This is a genomic window from Chitinophaga cymbidii, assembly GCF_007992715.1.
Lineage (GTDB): Bacteria > Bacteroidota > Bacteroidia > Chitinophagales > Chitinophagaceae > Chitinophaga > Chitinophaga cymbidii.
This window is the reverse complement of sequence record NZ_BKAU01000005.1, coordinates 663,443-689,277: the sequence shown is the minus strand read 5'-3', so window position 1 is coordinate 689,277 and position 25,835 is coordinate 663,443. Positions and strand designations below refer to the sequence as shown.

At 54.2% G+C, this 25,835-nt stretch carries 20 protein-coding genes; 14 read left to right on the top strand and 6 right to left on the bottom strand.

What is annotated here, in order from left to right; genetic code table 11:
• Positions 1-91 precede the first annotated feature (91 nt).
• The 5 genes from CCY01nite_RS21440 to CCY01nite_RS21420 all read left to right on the top strand — a co-directional run bounded on the left by CCY01nite_RS21440 (position 92) and on the right by CCY01nite_RS21420 (position 4,168).
• A complete protein-coding gene (locus CCY01nite_RS21440; RefSeq protein ID WP_146866067.1) occupies positions 92-907 on the top strand; it encodes a 3-keto-disaccharide hydrolase in 816 nt (271 codons plus the stop codon).
• Between the two features lie 126 nt (positions 908-1,033).
• Complete coding sequence (locus CCY01nite_RS21435) at positions 1,034-2,131, top strand: sensor histidine kinase (RefSeq protein WP_146866065.1); 1,098 nt, start codon at positions 1,034-1,036, stop codon at positions 2,129-2,131.
• Positions 2,128-2,808, top strand: coding sequence for a LytR/AlgR family response regulator transcription factor (locus tag CCY01nite_RS21430; RefSeq protein ID WP_146866063.1), 681 nt, complete (start codon positions 2,128-2,130; stop codon positions 2,806-2,808). Before CCY01nite_RS21435 ends, CCY01nite_RS21430 begins: the two co-directional genes overlap by 4 nt.
• Positions 2,809-2,897: 89 nt before the next feature.
• Positions 2,898-3,623 carry a dioxygenase family protein gene (locus CCY01nite_RS21425; protein ID WP_146866061.1) on the top strand — a complete coding sequence of 242 codons (726 nt, stop codon included), beginning with the start codon at positions 2,898-2,900 and terminating at the stop codon, positions 3,621-3,623.
• A 62-nt stretch (positions 3,624-3,685) separates the two neighbouring features.
• Positions 3,686-4,168 (top strand): hypothetical protein, encoded by a 483-nt coding sequence (locus tag CCY01nite_RS21420; protein WP_146866059.1) that lies wholly within the window; start codon positions 3,686-3,688, stop codon positions 4,166-4,168.
• Here CCY01nite_RS21420 and CCY01nite_RS21415 read toward each other — a convergent pair.
• Positions 4,153-4,719, bottom strand: coding sequence for a 5' nucleotidase, NT5C type (locus tag CCY01nite_RS21415; RefSeq protein ID WP_146866057.1), 567 nt, complete (start codon positions 4,717-4,719; stop codon positions 4,153-4,155). The genes CCY01nite_RS21420 and CCY01nite_RS21415 overlap by 16 nt on opposite strands.
• 94 nt (positions 4,720-4,813) lie before the next feature.
• Between CCY01nite_RS21415 and CCY01nite_RS21410 the strand changes: the two genes are divergently transcribed.
• Positions 4,814-5,560: a DeoR/GlpR family DNA-binding transcription regulator gene (locus tag CCY01nite_RS21410; protein ID WP_146866055.1), complete on the top strand. Its 747-nt coding sequence runs from the start codon at positions 4,814-4,816 to the stop codon at positions 5,558-5,560.
• On the opposite strand, the gene CCY01nite_RS21405 is transcribed toward CCY01nite_RS21410, so the two are convergent.
• The 3 genes from CCY01nite_RS21405 to CCY01nite_RS21395 all read right to left on the bottom strand — a co-directional run bounded on the left by CCY01nite_RS21405 (position 5,555) and on the right by CCY01nite_RS21395 (position 11,358).
• Positions 5,555-6,505, bottom strand: a complete 951-nt coding sequence (locus CCY01nite_RS21405) for a YihY/virulence factor BrkB family protein (RefSeq protein ID WP_146866053.1) — start codon at positions 6,503-6,505, stop codon at positions 5,555-5,557. The two genes, CCY01nite_RS21410 and CCY01nite_RS21405, sit on opposite strands and share 6 nt — an antisense overlap.
• A gap of 98 nt (positions 6,506-6,603) precedes the next feature.
• Positions 6,604-9,024, bottom strand: coding sequence for a glycoside hydrolase family 127 protein (locus tag CCY01nite_RS21400; RefSeq protein ID WP_146866051.1), 2,421 nt, complete (start codon positions 9,022-9,024; stop codon positions 6,604-6,606).
• 9 nt (positions 9,025-9,033) lie between these two features.
• Positions 9,034-11,358 (bottom strand): S9 family peptidase, encoded by a 2,325-nt coding sequence (locus CCY01nite_RS21395; RefSeq protein WP_146866049.1) that lies wholly within the window; start codon positions 11,356-11,358, stop codon positions 9,034-9,036.
• A 216-nt stretch (positions 11,359-11,574) separates the two neighbouring features.
• On the opposite strand from CCY01nite_RS21395, the gene CCY01nite_RS21390 reads away from it, so the two are divergent.
• Positions 11,575-12,468: an AraC family transcriptional regulator gene (locus tag CCY01nite_RS21390; RefSeq protein ID WP_146866047.1), complete on the top strand. Its 894-nt coding sequence runs from the start codon at positions 11,575-11,577 to the stop codon at positions 12,466-12,468.
• 76 nt (positions 12,469-12,544) lie between these two features.
• Positions 12,545-13,966 (top strand): APC family permease, encoded by a 1,422-nt coding sequence (locus CCY01nite_RS21385; RefSeq protein ID WP_146866045.1) that lies wholly within the window; start codon positions 12,545-12,547, stop codon positions 13,964-13,966.
• Here the strand turns inward: CCY01nite_RS21385 and CCY01nite_RS21380 are convergent.
• Positions 13,938-15,053, bottom strand: a complete 1,116-nt coding sequence (locus CCY01nite_RS21380) for an aldose epimerase family protein (RefSeq protein WP_246129998.1) — start codon at positions 15,051-15,053, stop codon at positions 13,938-13,940. The genes CCY01nite_RS21385 and CCY01nite_RS21380 overlap by 29 nt on opposite strands.
• A 258-nt stretch (positions 15,054-15,311) precedes the next feature.
• Here CCY01nite_RS21380 and CCY01nite_RS21375 point away from each other — a divergent pair, with 258 nt between their 5' ends.
• The 6 genes from CCY01nite_RS21375 (at position 15,312) to CCY01nite_RS21350 (ending at position 24,062) form a co-directional block, all read left to right on the top strand.
• On the top strand, positions 15,312-17,678 hold the full coding sequence (locus CCY01nite_RS21375) for a glycoside hydrolase family 127 protein (RefSeq protein WP_146866041.1): 2,367 nt from the start codon (positions 15,312-15,314) through the stop codon (positions 17,676-17,678).
• A gap of 32 nt (positions 17,679-17,710) precedes the next feature.
• Positions 17,711-18,421 carry an NUDIX hydrolase gene (locus CCY01nite_RS21370; protein ID WP_307726089.1) on the top strand — a complete coding sequence of 237 codons (711 nt, stop codon included), beginning with the start codon at positions 17,711-17,713 and terminating at the stop codon, positions 18,419-18,421.
• Positions 18,422-18,502: 81 nt separating this feature from the next.
• On the top strand, positions 18,503-20,143 hold the full coding sequence (locus tag CCY01nite_RS21365; protein WP_146866040.1) for a ribulokinase: 1,641 nt from the start codon (positions 18,503-18,505) through the stop codon (positions 20,141-20,143).
• Positions 20,133-20,834, top strand: coding sequence for an L-ribulose-5-phosphate 4-epimerase AraD (gene araD / locus CCY01nite_RS21360; RefSeq protein WP_146866038.1), 702 nt, complete (start codon positions 20,133-20,135; stop codon positions 20,832-20,834). Before CCY01nite_RS21365 ends, araD begins: the two co-directional genes overlap by 11 nt.
• A 24-nt stretch (positions 20,835-20,858) precedes the next feature.
• Positions 20,859-22,355, top strand: a complete 1,497-nt coding sequence (gene araA / locus CCY01nite_RS21355) for an L-arabinose isomerase (RefSeq protein WP_146866036.1) — start codon at positions 20,859-20,861, stop codon at positions 22,353-22,355.
• Between the two features lie 21 nt (positions 22,356-22,376).
• Positions 22,377-24,062, top strand: coding sequence for a sodium:solute symporter family transporter (locus CCY01nite_RS21350; protein ID WP_146866034.1), 1,686 nt, complete (start codon positions 22,377-22,379; stop codon positions 24,060-24,062).
• 51 nt (positions 24,063-24,113) lie between these two features.
• On the opposite strand, the gene CCY01nite_RS21345 is transcribed toward CCY01nite_RS21350, so the two are convergent.
• On the bottom strand, positions 24,114-25,832 hold the full coding sequence (locus CCY01nite_RS21345) for a DUF885 family protein (RefSeq protein ID WP_246129997.1): 1,719 nt from the start codon (positions 25,830-25,832) through the stop codon (positions 24,114-24,116).
• Positions 25,833-25,835 lie beyond the last annotated feature (3 nt).

Sequence of the window (25,835 nt, the reverse complement as noted above, 5' to 3'; positions counted from 1 at the left end):
CCCTTTCATTTTGCGCCGTAAAGGATTATTTTAACGGGATGAAACGCCCCAGTTTACGCACAGGGCGTTCCCTAAAAACGAATATCAACAGATGAAATTCCCGTTAAGATTACTCGCGTTCGCATTCGCCGCAACCGGCCTTGCCAGCTGCTCACAGGCGCAGGAAGAACCCAAATGGGTGTCCCTTTTCAATGGTACGGACATCAACGACTGGATCGTGAAGATCCATCACCACGAAACCGGGGAGAACTTCGGCAATACCTTCCGCGTGGAAGACAGCATCATACAGGTACGCTACGATCAGTATGGCGATTTCAACAACCAGTACGGGCATCTTTATTACAAGCAGCCCTTTTCCCATTATCACCTGAAGCTGGAATACCGTTTCGTGGGGGAATGGTGCAAAACGGCGCCCTCCTACACCATCCTGAACAGCGGCCTGATGTACCATTCCCAGGACCCGCGCACCATGCCGAAGGAGCAGGACTGGCCCATCTCCGTGGAAATGCAGTTCCTGGCCGGTCTTGGTGACGGGCAGCCCCGCCCCACCGGCAATATGTGTTCTCCCGGCACGCACATCGTGTACAAAGGCAAGCTGGACTCAACGCATTGCATCAACTCCTCTTCCAAAACCTACGAGGGCGACCAGTGGGTGAAAGCCGAGCTGATCGTACTGGGCGATTCCCTGATCACGCACATCATCAACGGCGATACGGTGCTGCAATACTCGCAGCCGCAGATCGGTGGTCCGGTGGTGAATAATTTCGATCCGGCGATCAAGGTAGACGGTAAAAAGCTGTCATCCGGCTTTATTGCGCTGCAAAGTGAAGGTCAGCCGATCGATTTCAGGAGGATCGAGATCAGGGACCTGACGCCGGAAAATAAACGTACGGCCGCCGCACAATAATCCAGCGACCCGGCACCGGATCATGCCGCATTGAAATGCCGGCCATGATTCGTTTTCACCGGCACAAACGCCGTGTTCACCGCAACATCTTCCCTGTTTGCCGGACGGATGCTACATTTGTAGCGCATGAAAGGACATCTACAGCAAATTCTGCTGCACATCGCGGGCAGCCTCGCTTTCCTTGCCCTGCCGTTCCTTTTTTCGCCGGACGGCTCGGAACGCGGTATTACGGCGTTGTGGGATGTGGCGCCGATGCAGCGTGATTTTCTCACGTACCTCCTGCTGCTGGGGTTCTTTTATGTAAACTATTTCGTGCTCATTCCCCGGCTGTATTTCCCGAAGAAATATATAGTGTTCATCATCGCGATGCTGGCGTGTTATACGGCGATCAGCCTTGTACCGCCGGCGCTGATACCAAGAGCGAAGCTGCAGGAATCGCTGCGGCCGGCCAAAACGCCCGGGGCCGGGTGGCAGCGGCCGGATGAAGAACCGCCAAAGGGCAGGCCAGCGGGCGCACCGCATATGCAAAGGCCCATGCCCAACCACTTCTTCACCGACCCACGGCATTTCTTTCTTTTCCTGTTCGTAGTATTTTTTTCGCTCGTACTGCAGATCAGCAACCAATGGCGGCGGACGGAAAGGGAAAAGCTGCAGGCCGAACTGGCCTTCCTCAAAGCGCAGATCAACCCGCATTTCCTCTTCAACACCCTGAACAGCATATATGCGCTGGCGTTAGAACGTTCGGAAAATACCGCCGCCGCCGTTGTAAAGCTCTCCGGCATGATGCGCCATGTGATCAGCGAAGCGGGAAACGACATGGTGGACCTCGGCAAAGAGATCACCTACGTCCGCAATTACATCGAACTGCAACGCATCCGGTTCTACGGGGCGCTCGACCTGGAAGTGACCGTGGAAGGCAATCCCACCGGCAAACAGATCGCGCCGCTGATACTGATCCCCTTTATTGAAAATGCGTTCAAACATGGCGTGAACCCCGACGAACATTCGAAGATCCGCATCGGCTTGTTCATCCATCAACATACTTTGCGGCTGGATGTGTTCAATCATAAAGTACATGTGCAGGCGGACGATCAGGAAGAAAGCGGGCTCGGCATAGAAAATACCAAAAACAGGCTCCTGCTGCTATATCCCGGCAAGCACATCCTCACCATCCGCGATACTGCCGGAGATTTCTTCATTTCCCTTACATTGCACCTGGAATGATCCGCGCCATTGCCATAGACGATGAATTGCCGGCACTGAAAGTGATCGAGAACTTCTGCCGGAAGGTGGATTTCATTACCCTGGAACGCAGCTTCAACAAGACCGCCGAAGCGCTGGCCTACCTGGAAAGATCGCCGGTGGACCTGCTTTTCCTGGACATCCGGATGCCCGCCATCTCCGGCATCGACTTCTACAGGCCGCTGCAAGATACTACACAGGTGATCTTCACCACCGCCTACAGCGAATATGCCGTGGAAGGCTTTAACCTCAAGGCGATGGACTACCTGCTGAAACCCTTTACCTTCGAGCGTTTCCTGCAAGCCGTGAATAAAGTAGCGGAATACCGTCAGCTGATGGACCAGTCGCCGCAATACCTTTTCGTGCGTGTGGATTACAGCCTGGTGAAGATCGATACGGCGGACATTCTTTTTATTGAAGGGCTGGATGATTACCTGAAGATCCGCCTGCATGCGCAGAAGCCCATCGTAGTGCGCATGACGATGAAGAACATCCTCGAAAAGCTGCCCCCGAAAGCCTTTATCCGCGTACACCGTTCCTACATCGTTCCGTTCAGCAGAATTGAACAGGTAAAAAACAAGGTGATCACCATCGCCGGAGAAACCATCCCCATCGGCAGCAGCTACGAAGCGCCTTTCTTCGCCATTTTCAAATCATAAACCCGTTTCACCGCAGGATTTTCCTTCTTCACCGCAAATAGTTGCCGGCGCAGATTTTTATGGGAACATTTGTATCAAAACCAGTGAACATGGAACGTAAAGAATTTCTCAGGAACACTGCCAGCGTGATCGGGCTTACGCCCTTCCTCCCTGTGCTGGCCGCCTGCCGGAAGAACAGCGACACGGACACCGCCGCCGAAACCGGCACCGGCGCTGACGGAGAAACCTGCACCGTAACAGACACGGAAACAGACGGGCCCTATCCGCTGTACAACAGCCGCGGCTCGTCCATTCAGCGGACAGATATCACCGACGGGAAAACAGGTCTGCCGCTGGCGGTTACCATCGTCATCCGCAACGTGAAAGACAGCTGCAATGTGGTGGCGGATGCGCGGGTGGATATATGGCATTGTGACAAGGACGGCTACTATTCCGGCTATACGAATTCCGGTTATCTCGGCACGCAGAACAACAGCGCGCTGGTATTCTGCCGCGGCCTGCAATACACAGACGCCAATGGGCAGGTGAAGTTCACTTCCATCTACCCCGGCTGGTATCAAGGCAGGGTGACGCACATCCATGCCCAGGTCTACATCAATAACAGCCTGAAGCTGACCACGCAGATCGCTTTCCCGGACGCCATCAACACCGCGGTGTATAACACTTCGCTGTACGCGGCGCACGGGCAGAACAGTCTTACCAACGCCGGCGACAACATCATCATGGATTCGCTGGACAATGAGCTGGCAACTGTAACGGCCAACAGCGCCACAGGAGGGTATGACCTTACTCACACGATATACATTTCCGCGTAATTTTCGTATGCAATCACAATAAGGGTTGGCATCTATATGCCGGCCCTTTACAAATCTTCATCATGAAAAAAGCGATCGTTAAAATAGCCTTCCGGCAGATCATCGATGCCAATGCATCGGGAACATTTGAACGGGACGTGTGGCGGGACAGCTACCAGGAATATCTTGTGCAGGTGCAGTCTTTCGACCGGGAACGCCAATACCCTACCTGGGACGCGCTGCGGACGGCCATTCCCAAAGCCAATGTGAATGTGCAGTATAAAACGGCCTTTGCGATCGGTTTGTACGTGCAGGGACTACAAAACAAAATACCCGGTGCAATTACTGCATCCGGGCAATCCATATCGTTTGAAAATTATCAGTTTGAGATACTGGCTTCAGATGTCAGGAATCCAAACATTCACGCCGTTTCCATCACTTACACCACACCGCCGCTGGAGCTGCTGGACGCTTTCGGGGCCTGGCTGCTGCTGCGTCGTGAAACGGAGGTGTTCATGGCGGAGATACAGCCCGGCCTGTCCATCGTGCATTATGAAGCCGCCTGATGCAGGCGCACCGGCTCTTCCAACTGCGCGAAGTAGTCCGCCACATCCTGCCAGCTGTTCATTCTTCTATAATCCTTGTACAGCTCGTGGCCCACGTTGTGCGGGGCGCTGAAGAGCAGGGGCTCGCCTTTGAAGAACCGCAGGTTCTTGTCGTAATCATCGATCATATAATCCGCTTCCACGATCGTTTTCAGACCGCAGAACACAATGTGTTTCCAGCTGATGAAGGGGAAGTGTTCGCCGAGCCATTCGATCTTCTCGGACAGCGATTGCGGAAATTCTACCGCGGCTGATACAATGAAGACCTCATGCTGTTCCATCAGTTTTTTGATGACTTCCTGGCTGCCCGGTATCACGGGCGCCGTGCGGAAGAAGCCGGGCGTATGCAGGAATTGCGGCACGATGCCCTCTTTCGGGAAGCCCTGTGTTTCGGGCACGCCGTTCAGCGATTCCCGGCTGATCCGCTCGCCGGTACGCTCCTCGTACCAGTCGATATAATGCTGCGTCAGATCCGCCATCACCCCGTCCATGTCTATTACTATTCTTGCCATATTCTGCTATTTGATGCAAAATTATGCAATATTTATCAAATAACCCTATTTAAAATCGCAGAATTTTACATAATATTGCAAAAAACAGCAAAACATGTTAAAGGAAGAGCGGCTGGATTATATTCTGAAGAAGCTGCGCACGGACCAGAAAGTACTGCAAACAGAGCTAAGCAACGATTTGCAGGTATCCGAAGATACGGTGCGCCGCGACCTGGAATCGCTGGCGCAGAACGGCCTCCTGATCAAGGTGCGTGGCGGCGCCATCCCGCATTCTCCCAACCCGTATTCGTTCAAGGAAAGGATCGTATTTCATGAAGATGACAAGAAGGTTATTGCAAGGAAAGCTTTGTCGTTATTGGAAAACGGACAAACCATCATTCTCGACGGCGGCACCTCCACCCTTTCGCTCGCCAAACTTTTTCCGCAGCATCTGCAGCTGCGCGTGATCACCAACAGTGTACCCATCGTGGTGCAGCTGATGGACCATCCCGGCGTGGAAGTGATCTTTGCAGGCGGCAAGATCGTGAAGGATTCGCAAACGGTCATCGGTATGGACACCATCCGCATGTTCCAGAAAGTGCGGGCGGACATTGGTTTCCTGGGCGTTTGCAGTTTACATACAGCCGTTGGCGTTACAGGCCCGGACATAGAGGAAACAGAAGTTAAATCCACCATCGTGGAAGCGTCCAGCAGGGTTGTGGCGCTGGCTACGAGTGACAAGATGGGCACCGCGGAACATTTCAAGATTTGCGGCATCACGGATATCGACACCATTGTAACGGACCAGCCGGAAGACGAGCTGTTCATTCCTTACCGGCAGATGGGGTTGCAGGTATTATGATGATGCCGTCTTTTTCTCCGGCAGATTTCCTTTCGACTCCATTTCCACCTGCTCCACCCAAACCGCATAATCATTCGGATAGATGCGCTCCCCTTTCTGCTGCACGTACTGCCGCGTGAACTCCGCGCCGAAATACAGGATGGCCGAGGAATAATAGACCCAGACCAGCAGGATCACGATAGACCCCGCGGCCCCGTAAGTACTGCCAATCGAACTATTCCCCAGGTACAACCCGATCGCGAACTTCCCGATCATAAACAGCACCGCCGTGGTCATCGCCCCCACCCACACATGCCGCCACTGCACCCGCGCATCCGGCAATACTTTAAAAATAACGGCAAACAAAGCAGTAATAGTGGCAAAGGTCACCACGAGGTTGATGATGTACACCGCCACCACCGTGATCTCCGGGAAAACCAGCGTGAGCCGGGACAGCAGCACTTCTATCACGCCGTGGATCACCAGCGATACCACCAGCACAAAACCAAGACTGATCACCATGGAGAAAGACAACAAACGGGTAAGCAATATTTTGATGAGCCCTTTTCCTTTACGGGGTTTGGCTTTCAGGCCCCAGATGATATTGATCGAATCCTGTATTTCCGTAAACACGCCCGTAGCGCCCACTACCAATGTTACAGCGCCGATGATGGTAGACCATCCGAAATCCGCGGAAAGCGTGGTATTCCGTACGATCTCCTGCACCTGCGCCGCCGCGGCGCTGCCGATCATTCCCTGCAATTCCCCGTACAACGTGCCTTCCAGCGCATCGCGCCCGAGGAAGATATCACTGGTGTACAGCGCGATGATGAGCATCGGCGCGATGGAAAAAACGGTGGAATAAGCCAGTGAGGCGCTTAGCTTCAGCACCTTGTCATCCATGAAGTCCGATGCCGCACATTTGAACAGTTGCCACCAACGTTTGATGCGAAATGGTTGTTTCATACGGATGGGGATACAAAAACCCGGCCTAAAGCAGCCTTATCGCCTGCGTGCTTCCGGCGGTGTTGCCTATCATACACACATTGGGAACCGGCACCCATTCATTTTACCGTCCATTCATGCAGACCGGCGGAATGTTCCTCCGGCAGCTGGATTTCCATTTTCAATGCGGTGGTTTCCACCGGATCGAAGCGGACGGTGTTGTAAGCATCTTTTGTTACAGGGTAAGGATGCAAAAATTTTATCGGCACCCATTCACCATCCTTTTTGTAGTACAGCTGCCAGGAAGCCGGAACGCGGCAGCCGCCCCAGGGGCCATCGTCATACCAGTACACGGTGGATTCGGAAATGGTATAAGGTTTGTCAAAATCGTACTGCAACCATTCCGGCGAATTTTTCTTCGGCCACCAGTGCAGGTAAGGAGCGCTGTGATCCCCTGAACTTTTGGGCTGGTACTGGTCATTCAACGCTTTGAACATGCGCTGGTTGCGCAATGACCCGTTGATCCTGCTCTTTGAAGCGATGGTAGGCGCGGCCTTCGGCGTGGCGGCATATACATCATACGGAATCCATACGGTCATATCGCCCGGCCCGCGGTTGGCCCATGCGTAATAAGGGATGGCGGTTACATTTTGCGCCGTGCGGACCAGCTCGTGACTGTTCAGCTGCCGTTTGGTGGCGGTGCCGGGCATCTCCAGCACCATCACGCCGTTGAGCAGGTCAGGCCGGTATTCGGCTTTTACAACGGCATTCCGGTCCACGACGATATTCTGCACCGAACTGTCCTTGTTGTCCGGACCTTCCAGGCAATACATCAGGGGGCCGCGCTGCAATGCAAAGCGGTATACATCGTCCTTCACCTGCTCATTCGCCAGCACTTTTTCCACTTCCATCGGCAGGTCCAGCAACAGCTTGTCGCCTTTCTTCCAGCTGCGATGAAACACCGCGTAGCCTTTTTCCATTTTATACGGATAAGGTTTGCCGTTCAGCAGGATGACCACCGGCTTTGCCGCGGGTTCCTGCACATGGTACAGATCTCCGGGCACAGGCTTGTCCACCGCCCATCCGGGGATGCGGACGCGCAGGGTGAAAGCCGCTGTTTTGGCGGGGTTGATGGTGATCCCGTTCTTTCCCTGCCAGGGGTAATCCGTTTCCTGCGTGATGCTGACAGTGGTGGCGGGTAATTTGATCTCCGCCGTATTGCCGGCGAAAAGATTGATGTAGAGATTGTTTTCGTCCTGCGCATAAATATATCCCGGCATGGAAGGCAGGAAGCGCGTCATGTTGGAAATGCAGCAGGCGCAGCCGAACCATGCGCTGCGCTGATGCTGCCCCATCGATGCGAGAGGGTTCGGATAGAAAAAACGGTCGCCGCTCAACGATACGCCGGACAGCAAACCGTTGTACAGCGTGCGTTCCAGCACATCGATATATTTTGCATCGCCATGCAGGAGGAACATGCGGCTGTTCCAGTACACGTTGGCAATAGACGCGCAGGTTTCCGCATAAGCGCTCATGTTGGGCAGCTGGTAAGGTTGTCCGAACGCCTCTCCCGCCCCGGTAGCGCCGATGCCGCCGGTGATGTACAGTTTCTTTTCCACCACATCATGCCAGATATCATCGATGGCTTCGAGATATTCCTGGTTGCCGGTAAGCGCCGCCACGTCCGCCATGCCGGTGTACATGTATGTGGCGCGGACGGCGTGGCCTACTGCTTCATGCTGCTCCGTCACTTTTTTGTGCGCCTGGTTATATTCTTTGCTGTCGGGCTTTCCGGGGCCGCGCACATCGAGGAAGAATTTGGCAAGATCGAGATATGCCTGGTTGCCGGTGACGCGGTATAATTTGGTGAGGCCCGTTTCAATGATCTGGTGGCCGGGAAAACGTTCTTCCTTTCCAAAACCGAAATCCTTTACCAGCAGGTCGGCGTTCTTAATAGCGATATCCAGCAGGTTTCTTTTGCCGGTAGCCTGGTAATGCGCTACGGCGGCTTCAAAGAGATGACCGGAGTTGTAGAGTTCATGGCTTAAATCTTCTTCCTTTTCCCAACGTTTCGACCCGATCCAGGGATGCGGCTTCGCGGCCTTCATCGTGCGGAAGGTATACAAGTAGCCGTCCGGCTCCTGCGCCGCGGCAATGTAGGAGATCAACGTATCGAGGTAGCGTTCCAGCTCTTCGTTTTTCTTTACCTGCAATCCGTACGATGCGCCTTCGATGATCTTGTAGATGTCCGTATCATCAAATGTGTACTCCGTGAATTTGTCCGCCGGCAGCTTGCCCGCTGCGCGCAGGAAATTGTCCACCCGCCCCGTAACACGGCATTGTTCCAGCGTGTACGGGATGGTAACGTCTGTGTTGGTCTTCATTTTCGGCGCCCAGAAATGATCATGCACATGCACCTGTGTAAAGGCCACGGGCTGGATGGGGTAATCCCTGCTGAGCGGTACGTGCTGGGAAGATGCCGGCAGTGCGCCGGTGAATATCCATCCTGTTATCCAGATCAATGTATGTTTCTTCATCATGATGCCTGTTTATAGTTCGCCTGCGTTCCTTTGCGGCGGGTCTACGCCGAGCAGGTGTTTTACAAAGAAATCCCGTTTTTTGATCCGGCCGTACGGGCCTCCGTCGCTGTGGCCCATGCCGGGGACGGGCAGAAAGTCAAATGATTTTTCTGCTTTGATCAGCGCGTTGATCACGCGGTAGGTGGATTCGGGCGGTACGTTCGTATCTGATTCTCCCACGATCAGCAGCAGGTGGCCGCGGAGCTTGCCGGCATTCGTTACATTGGATTGCTCTTCGTAGTGCCGGCCGACGGGATAGCCCATCCATTGTTCGTTCCACCATTGTTTATCCACGCGGTTATCGTGGCAGCCGCAAGAAGCTACCGCTGCTTTATAAAAATCAGGATGGAACAGCAATCCGCCAAGGGCGTTCTGTCCACCTGCGGAAGTGCCGTACAGCCCTACGCGGGCGGTATCTATGTACGGGTATTTTGCGGCGAGGGCCTTGATCCACAATATCCTGTCCGGAAAGCCCGCATCCGCAAGGTTTTTCCAGCACACATCATGAAATGCTTTTGAACGGTTGGCGGTACCCATGCCATCTATCTGCACCACAATGAACCCCAGTTCCGCCATGCTTTGCATTTCGCTGAAGCTGCCCATGAAACTCTTGGGCACGAATGCGTCCTGCGGGCCGGCGTAAATATTTTCGATAACAGGATATTTTTTCGCGGGATCAAAATCCGAGGGACGGCACACCACGCCCCAGATATCCGTTTTCCCGTCGCGGCCCTTTGCCACGAAGCTTTCCACCGGGCGCATGCCGGTGGCGAAGAAAGCGGAGGCGTCCGCTTTTTCAAGCTCCATGATCTTTTTACCGTCCTGCGTGCGGTGCAATGCGGTAACGGGAGGAATATCCACCTGCGAATAGGTGTCTGTATAGTATTCTTTATCGGGGGAGAAAGTCACGGTATGATGACCTTTTGCGGGGGTCAGCTCCACAAGGCCCTTTCCGTCCAGCCCGATGCGGTAGTAATGCACGAAATACGGATCTTCACCGGCATGCATGCCGCTGGCACGGAACCATACTTCTCTTTTCTTTTTGTCCACGCTGTCGATCTGCCGCACTACCCAGGGGCCGCTGGTGACGGGGTTCTTCACTTTGCCGGTAATGCCGTCTACCAGGTAAAGGTGCCGCCAGCCGTCCTTTTCAGACGACCACAATATTTCATTGGTTTCCGGCAGGTATTCGGTAAAGATCCTCGATTCATAAATGAAAGTTTCCGTCCGCTCATCCAGCAAGGTTTTTGACGTGGCCGTTTCGGTATCCACTTCAATGATCCGGAAACGTTGATGGCCGCGGTCTACTTTTTCGTAGGTGAAATAACGGGAATCGCCGGCGCGCCAGTGCAGCCGGGGCGCATCAAAAAAATCGATGATCTCCGTATTGACTTTAACAGCTCCGGTTGCACCGACGGGGAAAATGTGCATTTCGTAGGTCGTGAACGGGTCGCCGGGTTGTTTATATGGATGAGAGCGCAGCTGGCCGCGGGTGCCGCTGGCGCTGGTGAGTATGTAGAACACGGAAGAATCTTCTACCGGGTTGATGTGATAACCGACCACGTAGCGGCTGTCCGGCGACCAGGCCAGGGCGCCGTAGGGCTTTTCTTTTGTGCCGTTATGGGTGTATTGCACGGCTGCTGTGTTTGTCGCGGAGTTATTGTCAGGTGCGCTGGCAATGACTGCATGTTCCCCGTCACTTGCGTCGCTCCCCGCCGGCCGGATGAACACATTCCCATCGCGGATAAAAGCCGTCCATTTTTTATCCGGCGAGATACGGTCTGTTGAAAAACCCTGCCAGCGGCTGCGCCTGAAATTCCCCCGCGGGTATCTTCTGCCAGGGAAAGAATCTGCTACCGCACAGGTATATTTTCCGAGATCACAACGGTAACACGCGCTGTCTATTTCCAGCGCTACGCTGCTTTTCCCAAGCTCCATACGGCTGATACGCAACCGGCGGCCATCCAGTGTTCTGCCTGTCACCCGCCCCAGTGCCTCCGCCAGTTTCATATGATCAAAAGCAGCTTGCTTTTTCTTTGCAAACGGTTGTACATAGATGTATTCCAGCACAGAATCCTTCAGCACATTACGATACCAGAAGCTGCTGCCGTCCGCCTGCCAGTGCGGCTGAACACCCGCCCTGAACACCGTGTTCCTGGTAGCTTCTTCCATCGCCTTCGCGTGCCGGTAGCGTTCCAGCATTTCTTTGTGGTCCGGCTGCCAGGGCTCCTGCGCACGGACACCGGTGGTTCCGGCAAAGAGGAAAATAAGGACAAGGACAGGTCTGTATATCATGCCATGCAATTTATTATCCGCAAAGTCATTTATTTTCGTTTGATTTGCTTTACGCATTTTAGCCTTCTCTGCACTGATTTTATCACAATAAAAATAAAGTGTCAATATGACTATTTAAATAAACGGATTTTCTTAACTTCGGTCAGATACTATATGCCAGGTGTTATTTACAGCGATTGCCGACTATCCTTTTATCACCAAAATGCTATTCCATCCATGAAAGTGCTTCAATTTACGATTCCCGTTGCGCACGATAAAGCCATCATCACGCAGTACGACGTGCTGCCGCAGTTCTATCCATGGCTGCACCGCCACGAGGAGATCCAGCTCACCTGGGTCATGAAAGGAAAAGGAACGCTGGTCGTAGGTAATAACATGCATGCGTTCCGGGAAGACGATATCTTCTGGATCGGCGGCAACCAGCCGCATGTGTTCAAAAGTGATCTTTCGGAAGCCGTGCCCGGCAGCCAGGAGAACGTGTATGCGCTGACCCTGTTCTTCAACACGCAAGGCAAGCTCGGGCCGGTGTTTGAGCTGACGGAGCTGAAGAAGATCAAAGCCTTTCTGCAAAAATGCAAAGACGGATTCCGCGTACCGGAAACCCTGCGGGAAGAAGTGTCTTCCCGGATGCTGCAGATCGAGCAAAACCGCGGCGCCCGGCAGCTGATCCACTTCATAGACCTGCTGCATTTCTTTCAGAACATGGAAGAGCCGCAGCCGCTGATCTCCGGCTCCCGCCTGCTGTCCATCAACGAACAGGAAGGTATCCGCATCGGGTATATCTACGATTATATCATGCAGCATTATGATTCGGACATCAAGCTGGAAGACATCGCGCAGCACGCGAACATGTCCGCGCAGGCGTTCTGCCGCTACTTCAAGAAACATACCCGCCTCACCTTCGTATCTTTCCTGAATGAAGTACGCATCAATGAAGCCTGTAAAAAGCTGGCGGACGGTTCGTTCGACAGCATTTCCACCGTTGCCTATCACTGCGGCTTCAACAGCATCGCCAACTTCAATCGGGTGTTCAAGACCATCACCGGCAAATCTCCCAGCGACTACATCCGGGAATTCGGGCAGGTGGATGAGCACGAAACGGCCCAGTAAAATATGCGCAATAACGGGTAATAATTGAAAAGCCATTGCAAGAGCGCTTGTTTAGCTTTAATCAATTATTGCACGTATGTCTCAACCCTCTTCTTTCAAACCCACGCTCAGCCTGCTGGACGCCACCATGGTAGTGGCCGGCAGCATGATCGGTTCGGGTATTTTCATTGTCAGCGCAGATATCACCCGGCTCACCGGCAGCGCCGGATGGCTGCTGCTCGTCTGGCTCATCACCGGTTTTATGACGCTGACCGCAGCTCTCAGCTATGGCGAGCTGAGCGGCATGTTCCCCAAGGCCGGCGGGCAATACGTTTACCTGAAAGAAGCCTGGAGCCCGCTTACCGCATTCGTGTACGGGTGGAGCTTTTTCACGGTCATCCAGACCGCCACTATCGCGGCTGTGGGCGTGGCTTTCGCCAAATTCACCGCTTATCTTGTTCCTGCCTTCAGCGAAGACATTGTTGCCCTGGATATGGGCTGGCTGCGGATCTCCCGGGCGCAGCTGCTATCCCTCGCCGTGATCCTCATCCTAACGTTCATCAATACACGTGGCATAAAAAGCGGGAAGCTCGTGCAAACCACCCTCACGCTGATCAAGATCGCCAGCCTCGCGGCCCTCATCGTTTGCGGCCTGGCGTTGCTGAAACCCGGCATCTGGCAGGCCAACTGGCAGAACGCCTGGCATCTCCATCCTGTATCCTCTTCCGTTTCATATACTTTCATCGGCGCGCTGGGCGCTATCGCCGCCGCCATGGTGGGCTCCATCTTCAGCAGCGATTCCTGGCACAACGTGGCATTCATTGCCGGGGAGATCCGCAACCCGCGGCGCAACATCGGCATGAGCCTTTTCCTCGGCACCATGATCGTGACCGTGCTCTACCTGCTGGCCAACATCACCTACCTCGCGGTACTGCCGCTGCTGGAAATCGCCGGCGCGGAAAAAGACAGGGTGGCCGTAGCCGCTTCCCGCGCGATGTTCGGCGAAGCCGGCACCATGCTCATCGCCGCCATGATCATGATCTCCACGTTCGGCTGTAACAACGGCCTGATCCTCGCGGGCGCAAGGGTCTATTATACAATGGCGAATGACGGGCTGTTCTTCCGGCGCGCAGGGCGGCTCAACCAAGCCGCGGTGCCCTCCTTTGCCCTGTGGACGCAGTGCCTGGTGGCCTGCATCTGGAGCATCAGCGGCCGGTATGGGGATCTGCTGGACATGATCTCCTTTGTAGTGGTGGGATTCTATATGCTGACGATCGCCGGCATCTTCCGCCTGCGCAAAAAAAGACCGGATGCCGAACGCCCGTACAAGGCATTTGGCTATCCGGTCCTCCCGATTATTTATATCTGCATGGGGCTTACGTTCTGCCTGCTGCTCATTTTCTACAAGCCCCGTTTCACATGGCCCGGGCTGATCATCGCCCTGGCCGGCATTCCCGTCTATTATTTTGTTATTACGAAAAAGAAAAAGCCTACTTCACACCGAACTGGTACACCGTAGTTTGCGTGTAGCGCTCACCGGGCTTCAGGATGGTGTTAGGGAAAGAAGGCTGGTTCGGTGAATCGGGGAAGTGCTGCGCTTCCAGGCACATGCCGGCATGCTGCACGTACTTCGCACCGTCGCGGGTATAATCGAGCGATCCGTCCAGGAAGTTGCCGGAATAGAACTGTACGGCCGGCTCGGAAGTGGCCATGGTCATGTAACGGCCACTGGCTTCGTGGTAGAGGGAACCTACCGTGTCAAAACCCTGCTTGTCAAATACCCAGTTGTGGTCATAACCACCTTTCACTTTTCCGATGTCCTGCCCGATCTTTTTGGCGGCCGTAAAGTCCATCGGTGTGCCTTTCACCGGGCTGATCTTGCCGGTGGGGATCAGCAGATCGTCTACCGGCGTATAGTTGGATGCGTTCAGTTGCAGCACATGGTCCAGGATATTTGCGTCCTTGCCGGCGGACAGGTTGAAGTAAGTATGCTGCGTAAGGTTTACCGGTGTGGCTTTATCCGTTGTGGCGGCATATTCGATCTTCAGGGCATTGTCTGCCGTGAGCGTGTAGGTCACCTGTACCTGCAGGTTGCCGGGATAACCTTCTTCGCCGTCCTTGCTGGTGTATTCCAGTACCAGGCTGCTGTCTCCGGGTTGCGGCGTGGCTTTCCAGACTACCTTGTCGAAACCCTTCATTCCGCCGTGCAGCGTGTTGCCGTGGTCGTTGGCCGCCAGCTTATAGGTTTGACCATCCAGCTGGAAAGTAGCTTTGGCGATACGGTTGCCATAACGGCCTACCAGCGTACCGAAGTAGGGGTTGCCCTTTTGCAGGTACCCGGCCAGGGAATCATAGGAAAGCACGATGTTCCCCTTGTTGCCGTCCCGGTCAGGCGTGATGATATCGGTAATAACACCGCCGTAGTTCAGCACTTTTACAACGATGCCGTTGGCGTTGGTCAGCGTGTACTGCAGCACCTCCTGCCCGTCCACATGGCCATAAGGCTGCGGCGCGGCGGTAGTGGCCACGGAATCGGTACTCTCCTCCGCTTTCTTCCCCGCAGAGTTACAGGATGTTGCGATCAGACTGCCGGAAATGATAGTCATGAGCGAAATTTGTTTGATAAACATGATGATCCTTAATTTAAGGTGAACGTGGTTAAGCCTTAAATATCCGTAATAATTCGGGAAAAAAATTGCTAAATATTCTGGGGAACTTTTCAGAATTTAGCTAAAATTGTCAGCCCGACAATTATTATTTTCACACTGACACTTATTTATCAATATCCGTTCACAATCGGCGAAGAATTGAAAAGCGATACCGTCAATTGCATGCTAGCTTTAAGTATCATAAAGTTTAACAGCATGAAAAGATCTATTATCCGCTGCCTGCTGCTGGCCGGCGGCATGGGAATATATACGGCTGCCGCTGCGCAATCTTACGTACCTGAGTGGAAGGACAGCCGCATGAAAGTTGCGCCGAAGGCGGACATCCAGGCATATGCTTTTAACCTGCGGGACGTGCGCCTGCTGGAAAGCCCTTTTTATGACGCCATGCAGGCGGAAGCTAAATACCTTTTGCAGATAGAGCCGGACCGGCTGCTGTCTGATTTCCGCGCACACGCGGGCTTGCCCGCCAAAGCGGAGAAATACGGTGGATGGGAATCTTCCGGCCTGGCGGGCCATTCCCTCGGGCATTACCTTTCTGCCTGCGCGCTGCAATATGCTGCTACGGGGGATAAAGCATTCCTGGACAAGGCGAACTACATCGTGGATGAACTGGAAGCCTGCCAGCAGCACCGCAAAACAGGATATGTTGGCGCTATCCCGAATGAGGACAGCATGTGGATGGAAGTGAAAGCCGGCAACATCCGCACCAGGGGATTCGACCTGAACGGCGCATGGGCGCCCTGGTACACCGTGCACAAGATCATGGCCGGCCTGCTGGACGTTTACCTTTATTGCGGCAACAAAAAAGCGCTGGCCATCAACGAAGGCATCGCCCACTGGGCGGAAGGTATCATCAAAGACCTGAACGACGAGCAACTGCAGCGCATGCTGTTCTGCGAATACGGCGGCATGAGCGATGCGCTGGTGAACACTTACGCCATCACCGGCAATAAAAAGTACCTGGACCTCTCTTACAAGTTTTACGACAAGCGCATCCTCGATTCCCTGGCCGCGGGCATCGACATCCTGCCCGGCAAGCACTCCAACACCCAGATACCAAAAGTGATCGGCGGCATCCGGCGGCATGAGCTGAACCTGGATGAAAAGGATGCGCGCATTGCGGACTTCTTCTGGCAAACCGTTACCCGCGACCACTCCTACGCCACCGGTGGCAACAGCAACTATGAATATTTCGGTCCCGCCCGGAAGCTCAACGAAACGCTCACAGACAACACCACCGAGACCTGCAATACCTATAACATGCTGAAGCTCACGCGGCACCTGTTCGCGCTGCAGCCGGAGGCGCATTACATGGACTACTATGAAAAGGCGCTGTACAACCACATCCTGGCGTCGCAGCATCATGAAACCGGCATGGTATGTTACTTCGTATCCCTGCGGATGGGCGGCACCAAGCGCTACAGCAATCCCTGGCATTCCTTTACCTGCTGCGTAGGCACAGGCATGGAAAACCATGTTAAATACGGCGAAAGCATTTACTCCCGCGGAAAAGACGGCAGCCTGTATGTAAACCTGTTCATTCCTTCTGAGCTGGACTGGAAGGAAAAAGGTGTGCGGATCAAACAGGAAACAACGCTCCCCGCCACCGAAGATATCCGGCTTACGGTAACGGCCCAACGTCCCGCTACTTTTGCGGTCCGCATCCGGCAGCCGCACTGGGCGAAGGAAGGTGTGCAACTGACAGTTAATGGCAAAGCAGAAGCTATTCGGCCCGACGCGCAAGGTTATCTTGTGATCAACCGGAAATGGCGGCAGCACGATGAAATACGGTTATCTCTGCCCGTAAAGCTTTACACAGAAGCGATGCCTGACAATCCCTCCCGCCAGGCGATCTTCTTCGGGCCGGTATTGCTCGCCGGCGTGCTGGGCGAAAAAGAGCCGGACCCGGTGCAGGGCGTCCCCGTGTTCGTGACCGGGCAAGCCGACGTATCCTCCTGGCTGCGGCGAACCTCCGGCGCCACGGCGGAATTCACCTCCGTTGAAACAGGCGAGCCCTCGGAAGTAAAGCTGGTGCCCTTCTACGACACCAAAAACCAGTACTACAGCGTGTACTGGGATGTATTTACGCCCGCCGCATGGACCCAACAGCAACAGGTGTACGAAGCCGCCCGGAAAGCCGAAAAAGAGCTGGAAGCACGTACCGTAGACATCCTGCGGATCGGGGAAATGCAGCCGGAGCGGGACCATGAGCTGACGGGAGAAAAGACCTTTACCGAAGAAGACCACGGCCGCAAATGGCGGATCGCGCGCCCCGGCGGTCACTTTTCCTTTTCCATGAAAGTAGCGCCGGACAGCAGGAACACGCTGATCTGCACCTACTGGGGCATGGACAACCGCGGCAGGAACTTCGAGATACAGGTGGACGGGAAAACTATCGCCACCGAAGACCTGAATAGGTATAAAGCCAGCAAGTTTTACGATATTAGCTATATAATTCCGGAAGAGCTGACCAAAGGGAAGCAGTCGGTCATCATAAAATTCATGCCGAAGCCGCAAAACAGCGCAGGGCCGTTGTATGGCAGCAGGGTGATCAAAGAGTAAACAATATTCACCACGAGAAAATTGAAAGACAAGTGAAAATAGCGCACTACGCAGGAAAGAACAAAATGCTGCTGGCAGTAGACTGTATCATTTTCGGGTTCGACGGTACCGATCTGAAATTATTACTGATCAAAAGAGGGTTTGAACCAGAAAAAGGTCGCTGGAGCCTGATGGGAGGCTTCGTACAGCCGAAGGAAACCCTGGAGCAGTCCGCCGCGCGCATCCTGAAAGAGCTGACCGGCCTCGAAGATGTGTACATGGAACAGCTGCATGCGTTCAGTGAAGTAGAGCGCGATCCCATCGAACGGACGGTTTCCGTCACCTACACCAGCCTGATCGACATCAACAAATATAAAAAGCAGTTGAACAACGACTTCCATTCCGAATGGTTCCCGCTGAAAAAGCTGCCTTCCCTCATTTTCGATCACCGGGACATGGTGGAAATGGCCAAGGAAAAGCTCCGCTACAAAGCCGCCTTCCATCCCATCGTATTTGAGCTGCTGCCGGAAAAATTCACCCTGCCGCAACTGCAAAGCCTCTACGAAGGGATCTACGGCGCCCTGATGGACAAACGCAATTTCTCGCGTAAAGTATTGTCAACCGGACTGTTGATCAAACAAAAGGATAAAGAACGGCTCAGCTCGAAGCGCGGCGCTTTTTACTATAAACTTGACAAGCGGAAATACCAGACGAAATTCAACTCCTTCCTGAATTTCATCCCGAACCCCAATAACCTGAACTGATATTTTTTTTGCCATAAAAAAGAAATCAGGGATTTTTTTGCTACCTTAGTTAAGTGTTAAATTGACACTCATAAATTCCACATGAAAGAGAACTACGTTATTGGGGTGGATTATGGCACTGATTCAGTGCGTTCCATCATTGCAGATGCCCATACCGGGAAAGAGGTAGCCGCGGCAGTTTATTATTATCCCCGATGGAAAGACGGCCTGTATTGCGATGCGGCGAAAAGCCGGTTCCGCCAGCATCCGCAGGACTACATGGAAGGTTTGGAACATACCATCCGCACCTGCCTCGCCCAGGCGGGCAAAGCGGTGACCGCCAATATCCGCGCCATTTCGGTAGACACCACCGGCTCCACGCCGGTAGCGGTGGATGAAACCGGCACTCCCCTCGCCCTGCGCCCGGAGTTCGCGCAAAATCCCAACGCGATGTTCGTGTTGTGGAAAGACCATACGGCTGTTAAAGAAGCGGCGCAGATCAACGCGCATGCCGCTACCTTCGAGACCAATTACCTCCAGTTTGTCGGTGGTATTTACTCTTCTGAGTGGTTCTGGGCCAAGCTGCTGCATATTTTAAGGGTGGATGAACAGGTGCGGAGCGCCTGCTATTCCTGGGTGGAGCACTGTGACTGGATACCCTTTCTGCTGACCGGCGGGCGGCATATCAAAGACATGAAGCGCGGCGTTTGCAGCGCCGGACATAAAGCCCTCTGGGCCAAAGAATTCGACGGCCTTCCGCCGGACGCCTTTTTCTCTTCCCTCGATCCCTTGCTGCATTGCTACACCTCCCGCCTGTTCACCGAAACGTACACCGCCGACCAGGCGGCAGGCCACCTTTGCCCCGAATGGGCAGAGCGCCTTGGCCTGTCCACTTCCGTGGTGATCGGCACCGGTGCTTTTGATGCGCACATGGGCGCCGTGGGCGGACAGATAGAGCCGTATCATCTCAGCAAGGTGATGGGCACTTCTACCTGCGACATGCTGGTAGCCCCCCTCGAAGAAGTACAGGGAAAGCTGGTGAAAGGCATTTGCGGCCAGGTACCCGGTTCCGTGATCCCCGGCATGATGGGCATGGAAGCGGGACAAAGCGCTTTCGGCGACGCCTACGCCTGGTTCCGCGACCTCATCAGCTGGCCGCTCCTGCATTTTTCACAAGGCAAAGAGCTGATAGACCGGCTGATCCCCGAGCTGACGCAAAAAGCCACCGCCGCGCCGCCACAGGAAAACGACATCCTTTCGCTGGACTGGTTCAACGGGCGCCGCACACCGGACGCCAACCAAATGCTCAAAAGCGCCATCACCGGGCTGGACCTTGCCAGTGACGCGCCCAAAGTATTCCGCTCCATCCTCGAAGCCACCTGCTTCGGCGCCAAAGCCATCGTAGACCGTTTCAACCAGGAAGGCATCCCCGTAAAAGGATTGATCGGCATGGGCGGCGTAGCACGCAAATCACCCGCGATCATGCAAATGATGGCCGACGTGATGAACATGCCCATCCGCATCCACAGAACAGATCAGACCTGCGCCGTGGGCGCCGCCATGTTCGCCGCCACCGCCGCCGGCATCTATACAAAAGTGGAAGATGCCATGAATGCCATGGGCCAGGGCTTTGACAGCGAATACCACCCGGTTCCCGCGCATGCGGCCATCTATGAAAAAAGATACCAGCGATATCATCAACTCGGAGATTTCACCGTACAACAAACCAAGTATGAGCACTAAATACCAGCACATCAGGGAAGCAGCCTGGGAGGGCAACATGCAACTGCCGGAACTGGGCCTGGTCCTCTTCACCTTCGGCAACGTCAGCGCCGCGGATCACGACCTCGGCGTATTCGCCATCAAACCAAGCGGTGTTCCTTATAAGAATCTCTCCGCGAAAGATATGGTAGTGGTGGATTTTGAAGGGAATACGGTGGACGGGAAACTGCGGCCATCCTCCGATACCCTTACCCATGCCGTGCTGTACAAGCACTGGAAGAAGATTAACGGTATCGTACACACGCATTCCACGTACGCTACGGCATGGGCGCAAACACAGCTGGACATCCCCGTGTACGGCACCACACACGCCGATCATACCACCGCGGACATCCCCTGCGCGCCGCCCATGAGCGACGATATGATCAAAGGAAATTACGAATACGAAACCGGCTTCCAGATCATGAACGCATTACAGGAACGCAACCTCAGCTACGAAGATGTGGAAATGATACTGGTAGGCAACCATGCCCCCTTCACCTGGGGCGCCACGCCCGCCAAAGCGGTGTACAACAGCGCCGTGCTGGAAAGCATCGCGCAGATGGCCTACATCACACAGCAGGTACGCCCCGACGCGCCCAGGCTCAAAGAAGCCCTCATTAAAAAACACTTCGAACGCAAACACGGTCCCGATGCATATTACGGACAATAATTACTCACGCACATATTAATCAAGATGGAACTAAAAAAACTGGAAGTATGGTTTGTAACTGGCAGCCAGCACTTATATGGAGAAGAAACCCTGTTAAAGGTCGCAGAGCACTCAAAGCAGATCGCGGCAGCGCTTGACGCCGCGCCCCAGATACCCGTTACCGTGGTGTGGAAACCCGTGGTAAAATCGCCGGAAGAGATCTATCACCTCATCATGGAAGCCAACGGCGCCAAAAATGTGATCGGGATCGTAGCCTGGATGCATACCTTCTCCCCCGCGAAAATGTGGATCGGCGGGTTGAAGGCCATGCAGAAGCCGCTGCTCCACCTGCACACCCAATTCAACCGCGATATTCCCTTCAGCAGCATCGACATGGACTTCATGAACCTGAACCAGAGCGCCCACGGCGACCGCGAGTTCGGTTTCATGGTGAGCCGCATCCGCCTGAACCGGAAAGTAGTGGTGGGTCACTGGCAGGACCCGGAAGTGATCGACAGCATCAATGCCTGGACCCGTTCCGCCGCCGGCTGGCACGACTGGCAGGGGGCGCGCTTCGTGCGTTTCGGTGATAATATGCGCTACGTCGCCGTTACCGATGGTGATAAAGTGGAAGCGGAATATAAATTCGGTTATTCCGTGAATACGCATGGCATCGGTGATCTTGTAAAAGTGATCGGGCAGATCAGCGATAAGGAAATCGACCAGCTGGTGAAAGAGTATGATGATAGCTACACGCTGGCAGAATCCTTGCGGAAAGGCAACAACCAGCACGCGGCGCTCCGCGAAGCGGCGAAGATAGAACTGGGCCTCAAGGCTTTCCTCGAAGACGGCAACTACAAAGGCTTTACAGATACCTTTGAAGACCTGCACGGCATGGAGCAGCTGCCCGGCATTGCCGCACAGCGTATGATGGCGGCGGGTTACGGCTTCGCCGGCGAAGGCGACTGGAAAACGGCGGCGCTGGTGCGCGCCATGAAAGTGATGGGCAGCGGGCTTCCCGGCGGCAACTCCTTCATGGAAGACTACACCTATCATTTCGATCCCAACAACCCGATGGTGCTCGGCTCCCACATGCTGGAGATCTGCTCGTCCATCGCGGAAGGCAAGCCGTCCTGCGAGATACATCCGCTCGGCATCGGCGGAAAATCAGATCCGGTAAGGCTGGTGTTCAACGCCGGGCAAGGCCCCGCGATCAATGCCTCCATCGTTGACATGGGCCAGCGCTTCCGCCTGCTCGTGAACGAAGTGATCGCCGTCAACCCGGTACACAGCATGCCCAACCTGCCGGTGGCGCGCGTGTTCTGGAAACCTTATCCGAATATGAAAACAGGTTGCGCGGCATGGATACTGGCCGGCGGCGCACATCACACCTGCTACAGCCAGAACCTTACCTCCGCGCATATGGAAGACTTTGCAGAAATGGCCAACATAGAGTACGTGCTGATCGACAAGCATACCGAACTGCATCGCCTGAAAAATGAATTACGCTGGAACGAATCCTATTACCTGCTCAACAGCTAATTTTTATTATTAAATTCCGTTATGAAGAACAACCTGGTTTTCTACGATTATCTTGTTTTCGCCATTTACTTCGTCATTGTCGCCGGCTTCGGGTACTATATCTACCGTAAAAAGAAGAAGGCTTCCATGGACACGAAGGACTTCTTCCTGGCAGAGGGATCGCTTACCTGGTGGGCGATCGGCGCATCCCTGATCGCGTCCAACATCTCCGCGGAGCAGTTCATCGGCATGAGCGGCGAAGGCTTCTTTGTAGGGATGGCCGTAGCGGCGTATGAGTGGATCGCCGCGCTGGCGCTGATCATCATCGCTGTGTGGTTCATACCCGTCTACCTGAAGAACAAGGTCTATACGATGCCGCAGTTCCTGAAAATGCGCTACAATGAAACGGTAGCGCTGATCATGGCGATCTTCTGGCTTTTCCTCTACGTCTTCGTGAACCTTACTTCTATCCTTTACCTTGGCGCCGTAGCCATCAACGGCCTGGTCGGCGGCGAATCGCTGCACATGATCATGCTGCTGCTGGCGTTGTTTGCGCTGATCATCACCCTTGGCGGGATGAAGGTGATCGGGTATACAGATGTGATACAGGTAGCTGTGCTGATCATCGGCGGTCTTGCTACTACTTATCTTGCATTGACGATGGTATCGGAAAAATTCGGCCTCGGAAGCGATGCGCTCGCGGGTTTTAACGCGATGATGAAAGATGCGCCGGAACATTTTAAAATGATACTGCCCAAGCCCACCGCGGCATCTTCCCAGCTGGAGATCGACCGCTACGTGGTATTGCCCGGCATTGCGATGTATTTCGCCGGCCAGTGGATCGTGAACCTGAACTACTGGGGCTGTAATCAATACATTACGCAACGCGCGCTGGGCGCCAATCTGCAAACCGCCCGCACGGGCATCCTGTTTGCCGGCTTCCTGAAGCTGATGATGCCGGTGATCGTGATGCTGCCGGGTATCGCGGCATATGTGCTGTACAAGAACGGCCATCTGCCGGAACTGAGCAGCAAGGACGGCGCTTATTCCGCCATCCTCGGGTTCCTGCCAAGTGGACTGAAAGGGCTGTCCATCGCCGCATTGACGGCCGCCATCGTGGCGTCCCTCGCGGGCAAGGCCAACAGTATCTCCACCATCTTCACGCTGGACATCTACCAGAAATATTTCAACAAGGCCGCCGGTGAAAAACAGCTCGTATGGGTAGGACGGGCAACGATCTTCGCGGCGATGCTCATTGCCGTGATCTTTACCTGGGAAGACCTGCTGGGAATCGGCGGTGAAGGCGGCTTTACGTTCATACAGAAATATACCGGCTTCATCAGCCCCGGTGTATTCGCGATGTTCATCCTTGGCATGTTCTGGAAACGCACCACCGGCGCGGCCGCCATCGCTGGCGTGATCACCGGGTTTGTATTGTCCGTTTTCTTCAACAACAGCTTCGCGGTGAGCCTGTTCGGTACCGAAACCTGGCTGTACACCGCTTATCCTGACGGGAAAGGCGGGTACGTGATCCCCTTCCTGATCTGCATGGGACTGTCTTTCCTGTTCACCATGATCGTGATGGTGGTGATGAGCCTCGCCGGTCCGAAAGTGAATCCGAAAGCCTTTGCGCTGGACAAGGAAATGTTCAAACTGAAGCCTTCTACTATTGTGATGATCATATTTACGATCCTGATATTGACGGCGCTGTACGCGAAGTTCTGGTAAGATATTTTTGCAGGCCGGTGCGCTCCCTTCAAAGGTGCGCACCGGCTTTTATCATTTAGCAAACAATGGATAGAATTTCCAGTTCGTTTTAAAATCTTTCGTCAGCTGCTGGTTGATCAAAATAGCTCTGACCATTTCCACCGGCATCGCGTTCTCCCGGATGATGGCATCGTGAAACTGTTTGTAGGTCATCTTCCCGCTATCTACCAGCTCTTTCTTCAGCGCCTCAAACTGCAAGCCGCCGATCATGTAAGCCACCTGGTACAAAGGGCCGTAGCCGCCGGTGAAAGAGCGGCGCACCTCTCCTTCCGCGTTGGCGCGTTCGTGGTTCACGCGGTCCACCAAAAAATCGATGCATTGCAGCGGCGTCCATTTACCGGTATGATAGCTGAGTGAAAAGATGATGCGGGCGCAGCGGTGCATACGCCAGAACAGCATGCCGATGCGGTCTTCCGGCGACACGGGGAATTTCAAATCCCACAGCAGGCGCTCCCAGTACAGGGACCAGCCTTCCACCCAAAAAGGTGTATTAAAGCGGCGATAGGTTTTGTAGCGGCTGTTCATGAACTGCTGCATGGCGTGGCCGGCGAACAGCTCATGATGCACGGTGGCGCGGGAAAAATGAGGGTTGTTGCCGCGCATGCTCATCATTTTATCATCGTGCTGCATGGTGTTGGTGGGATAAGATATGATGAACTCCTCCCCGCCGAGGAAAAACGGGCTGACCAGCTGCCGCTCCGGCGCCATCATGCTCATTCTCCAGGTTTCCTCGCCCAGTTCGGGAATGGTGATAAGGTCGTGTTGCCGGATGAAATCCACGGATTCATTGTACAGCTTCATCATCGCTTCGGGCTGTTTCGAGGGCGGCACGTAGCTGTTCTTCACCTTTTCCATGGCGGCTTTCCAGTCGTCACCAAATCCCATTTCCCGCGATGCTTTCAGCATTTCCGCATCGCACCAGGCAAATTCTTTATTGGCGATAGCGATGAGGTCTTCCGGCGTGTAGGGGATCATTTCATATTGCAGCTGCCGGATGATCTCTTCGCGGCCGATAGGTTGACCGATGATGCCGCTGCCGTCATCCTTTTGCGACACATCGCTTTTGCCTTTGGCGGCGAGGAGCGCTGCATATTGATCCAGCAGGCTGTCCAGCCGCTTGTACGGCATCGGTATCCACCAGGTGTACAGCGGATCATAACCGTTATAGAAATCAAATGAGCTTTTCAACGCGGATTGCAGACCTTTCGCGGTAGCGGCGGCCCTGCGGCTTAAAGCCAGCGTCATGTTCTTTTCCTTTTCGAGCGCGGCTTTTGATGTCAGCAACGCTTTTGCGATGCCGTTCATTTCCGCAGCCAGCGCCGGCGCATCCGGTGCGGCGCCACGGCGGCGCGCCTTTTCGATGGCATAGATCCTTTCCGCAAAGGGGAACCATCCGGCGTTCGCATCGTATTCTTTCTTTTCCTGCGCCAGTTCGTACAGTTCATCTTCCAGGTTACGCTGAAAGAGGATGTAATCTACTTTCGACCCTGTGGGCAGATTCTCAAAACCGAGCTGTGACAGGCGTTTCATGTAACCTTCGTACATCGTCTTCAGCCGTTCACGACGTTCGGGAGAATTTCTGACGAAGTAGAACCTGTTCAGCGCTCCTCTGTCCGCGTTATACGTCACCATGATATTGTTCACTTCGCTGGATTGCTCATACAAGGTAGATTGCGCATGAATGGCGGTCTGCATGCAAAGTAAAGCAATGCAGCACAGGATAATTCTCATGAT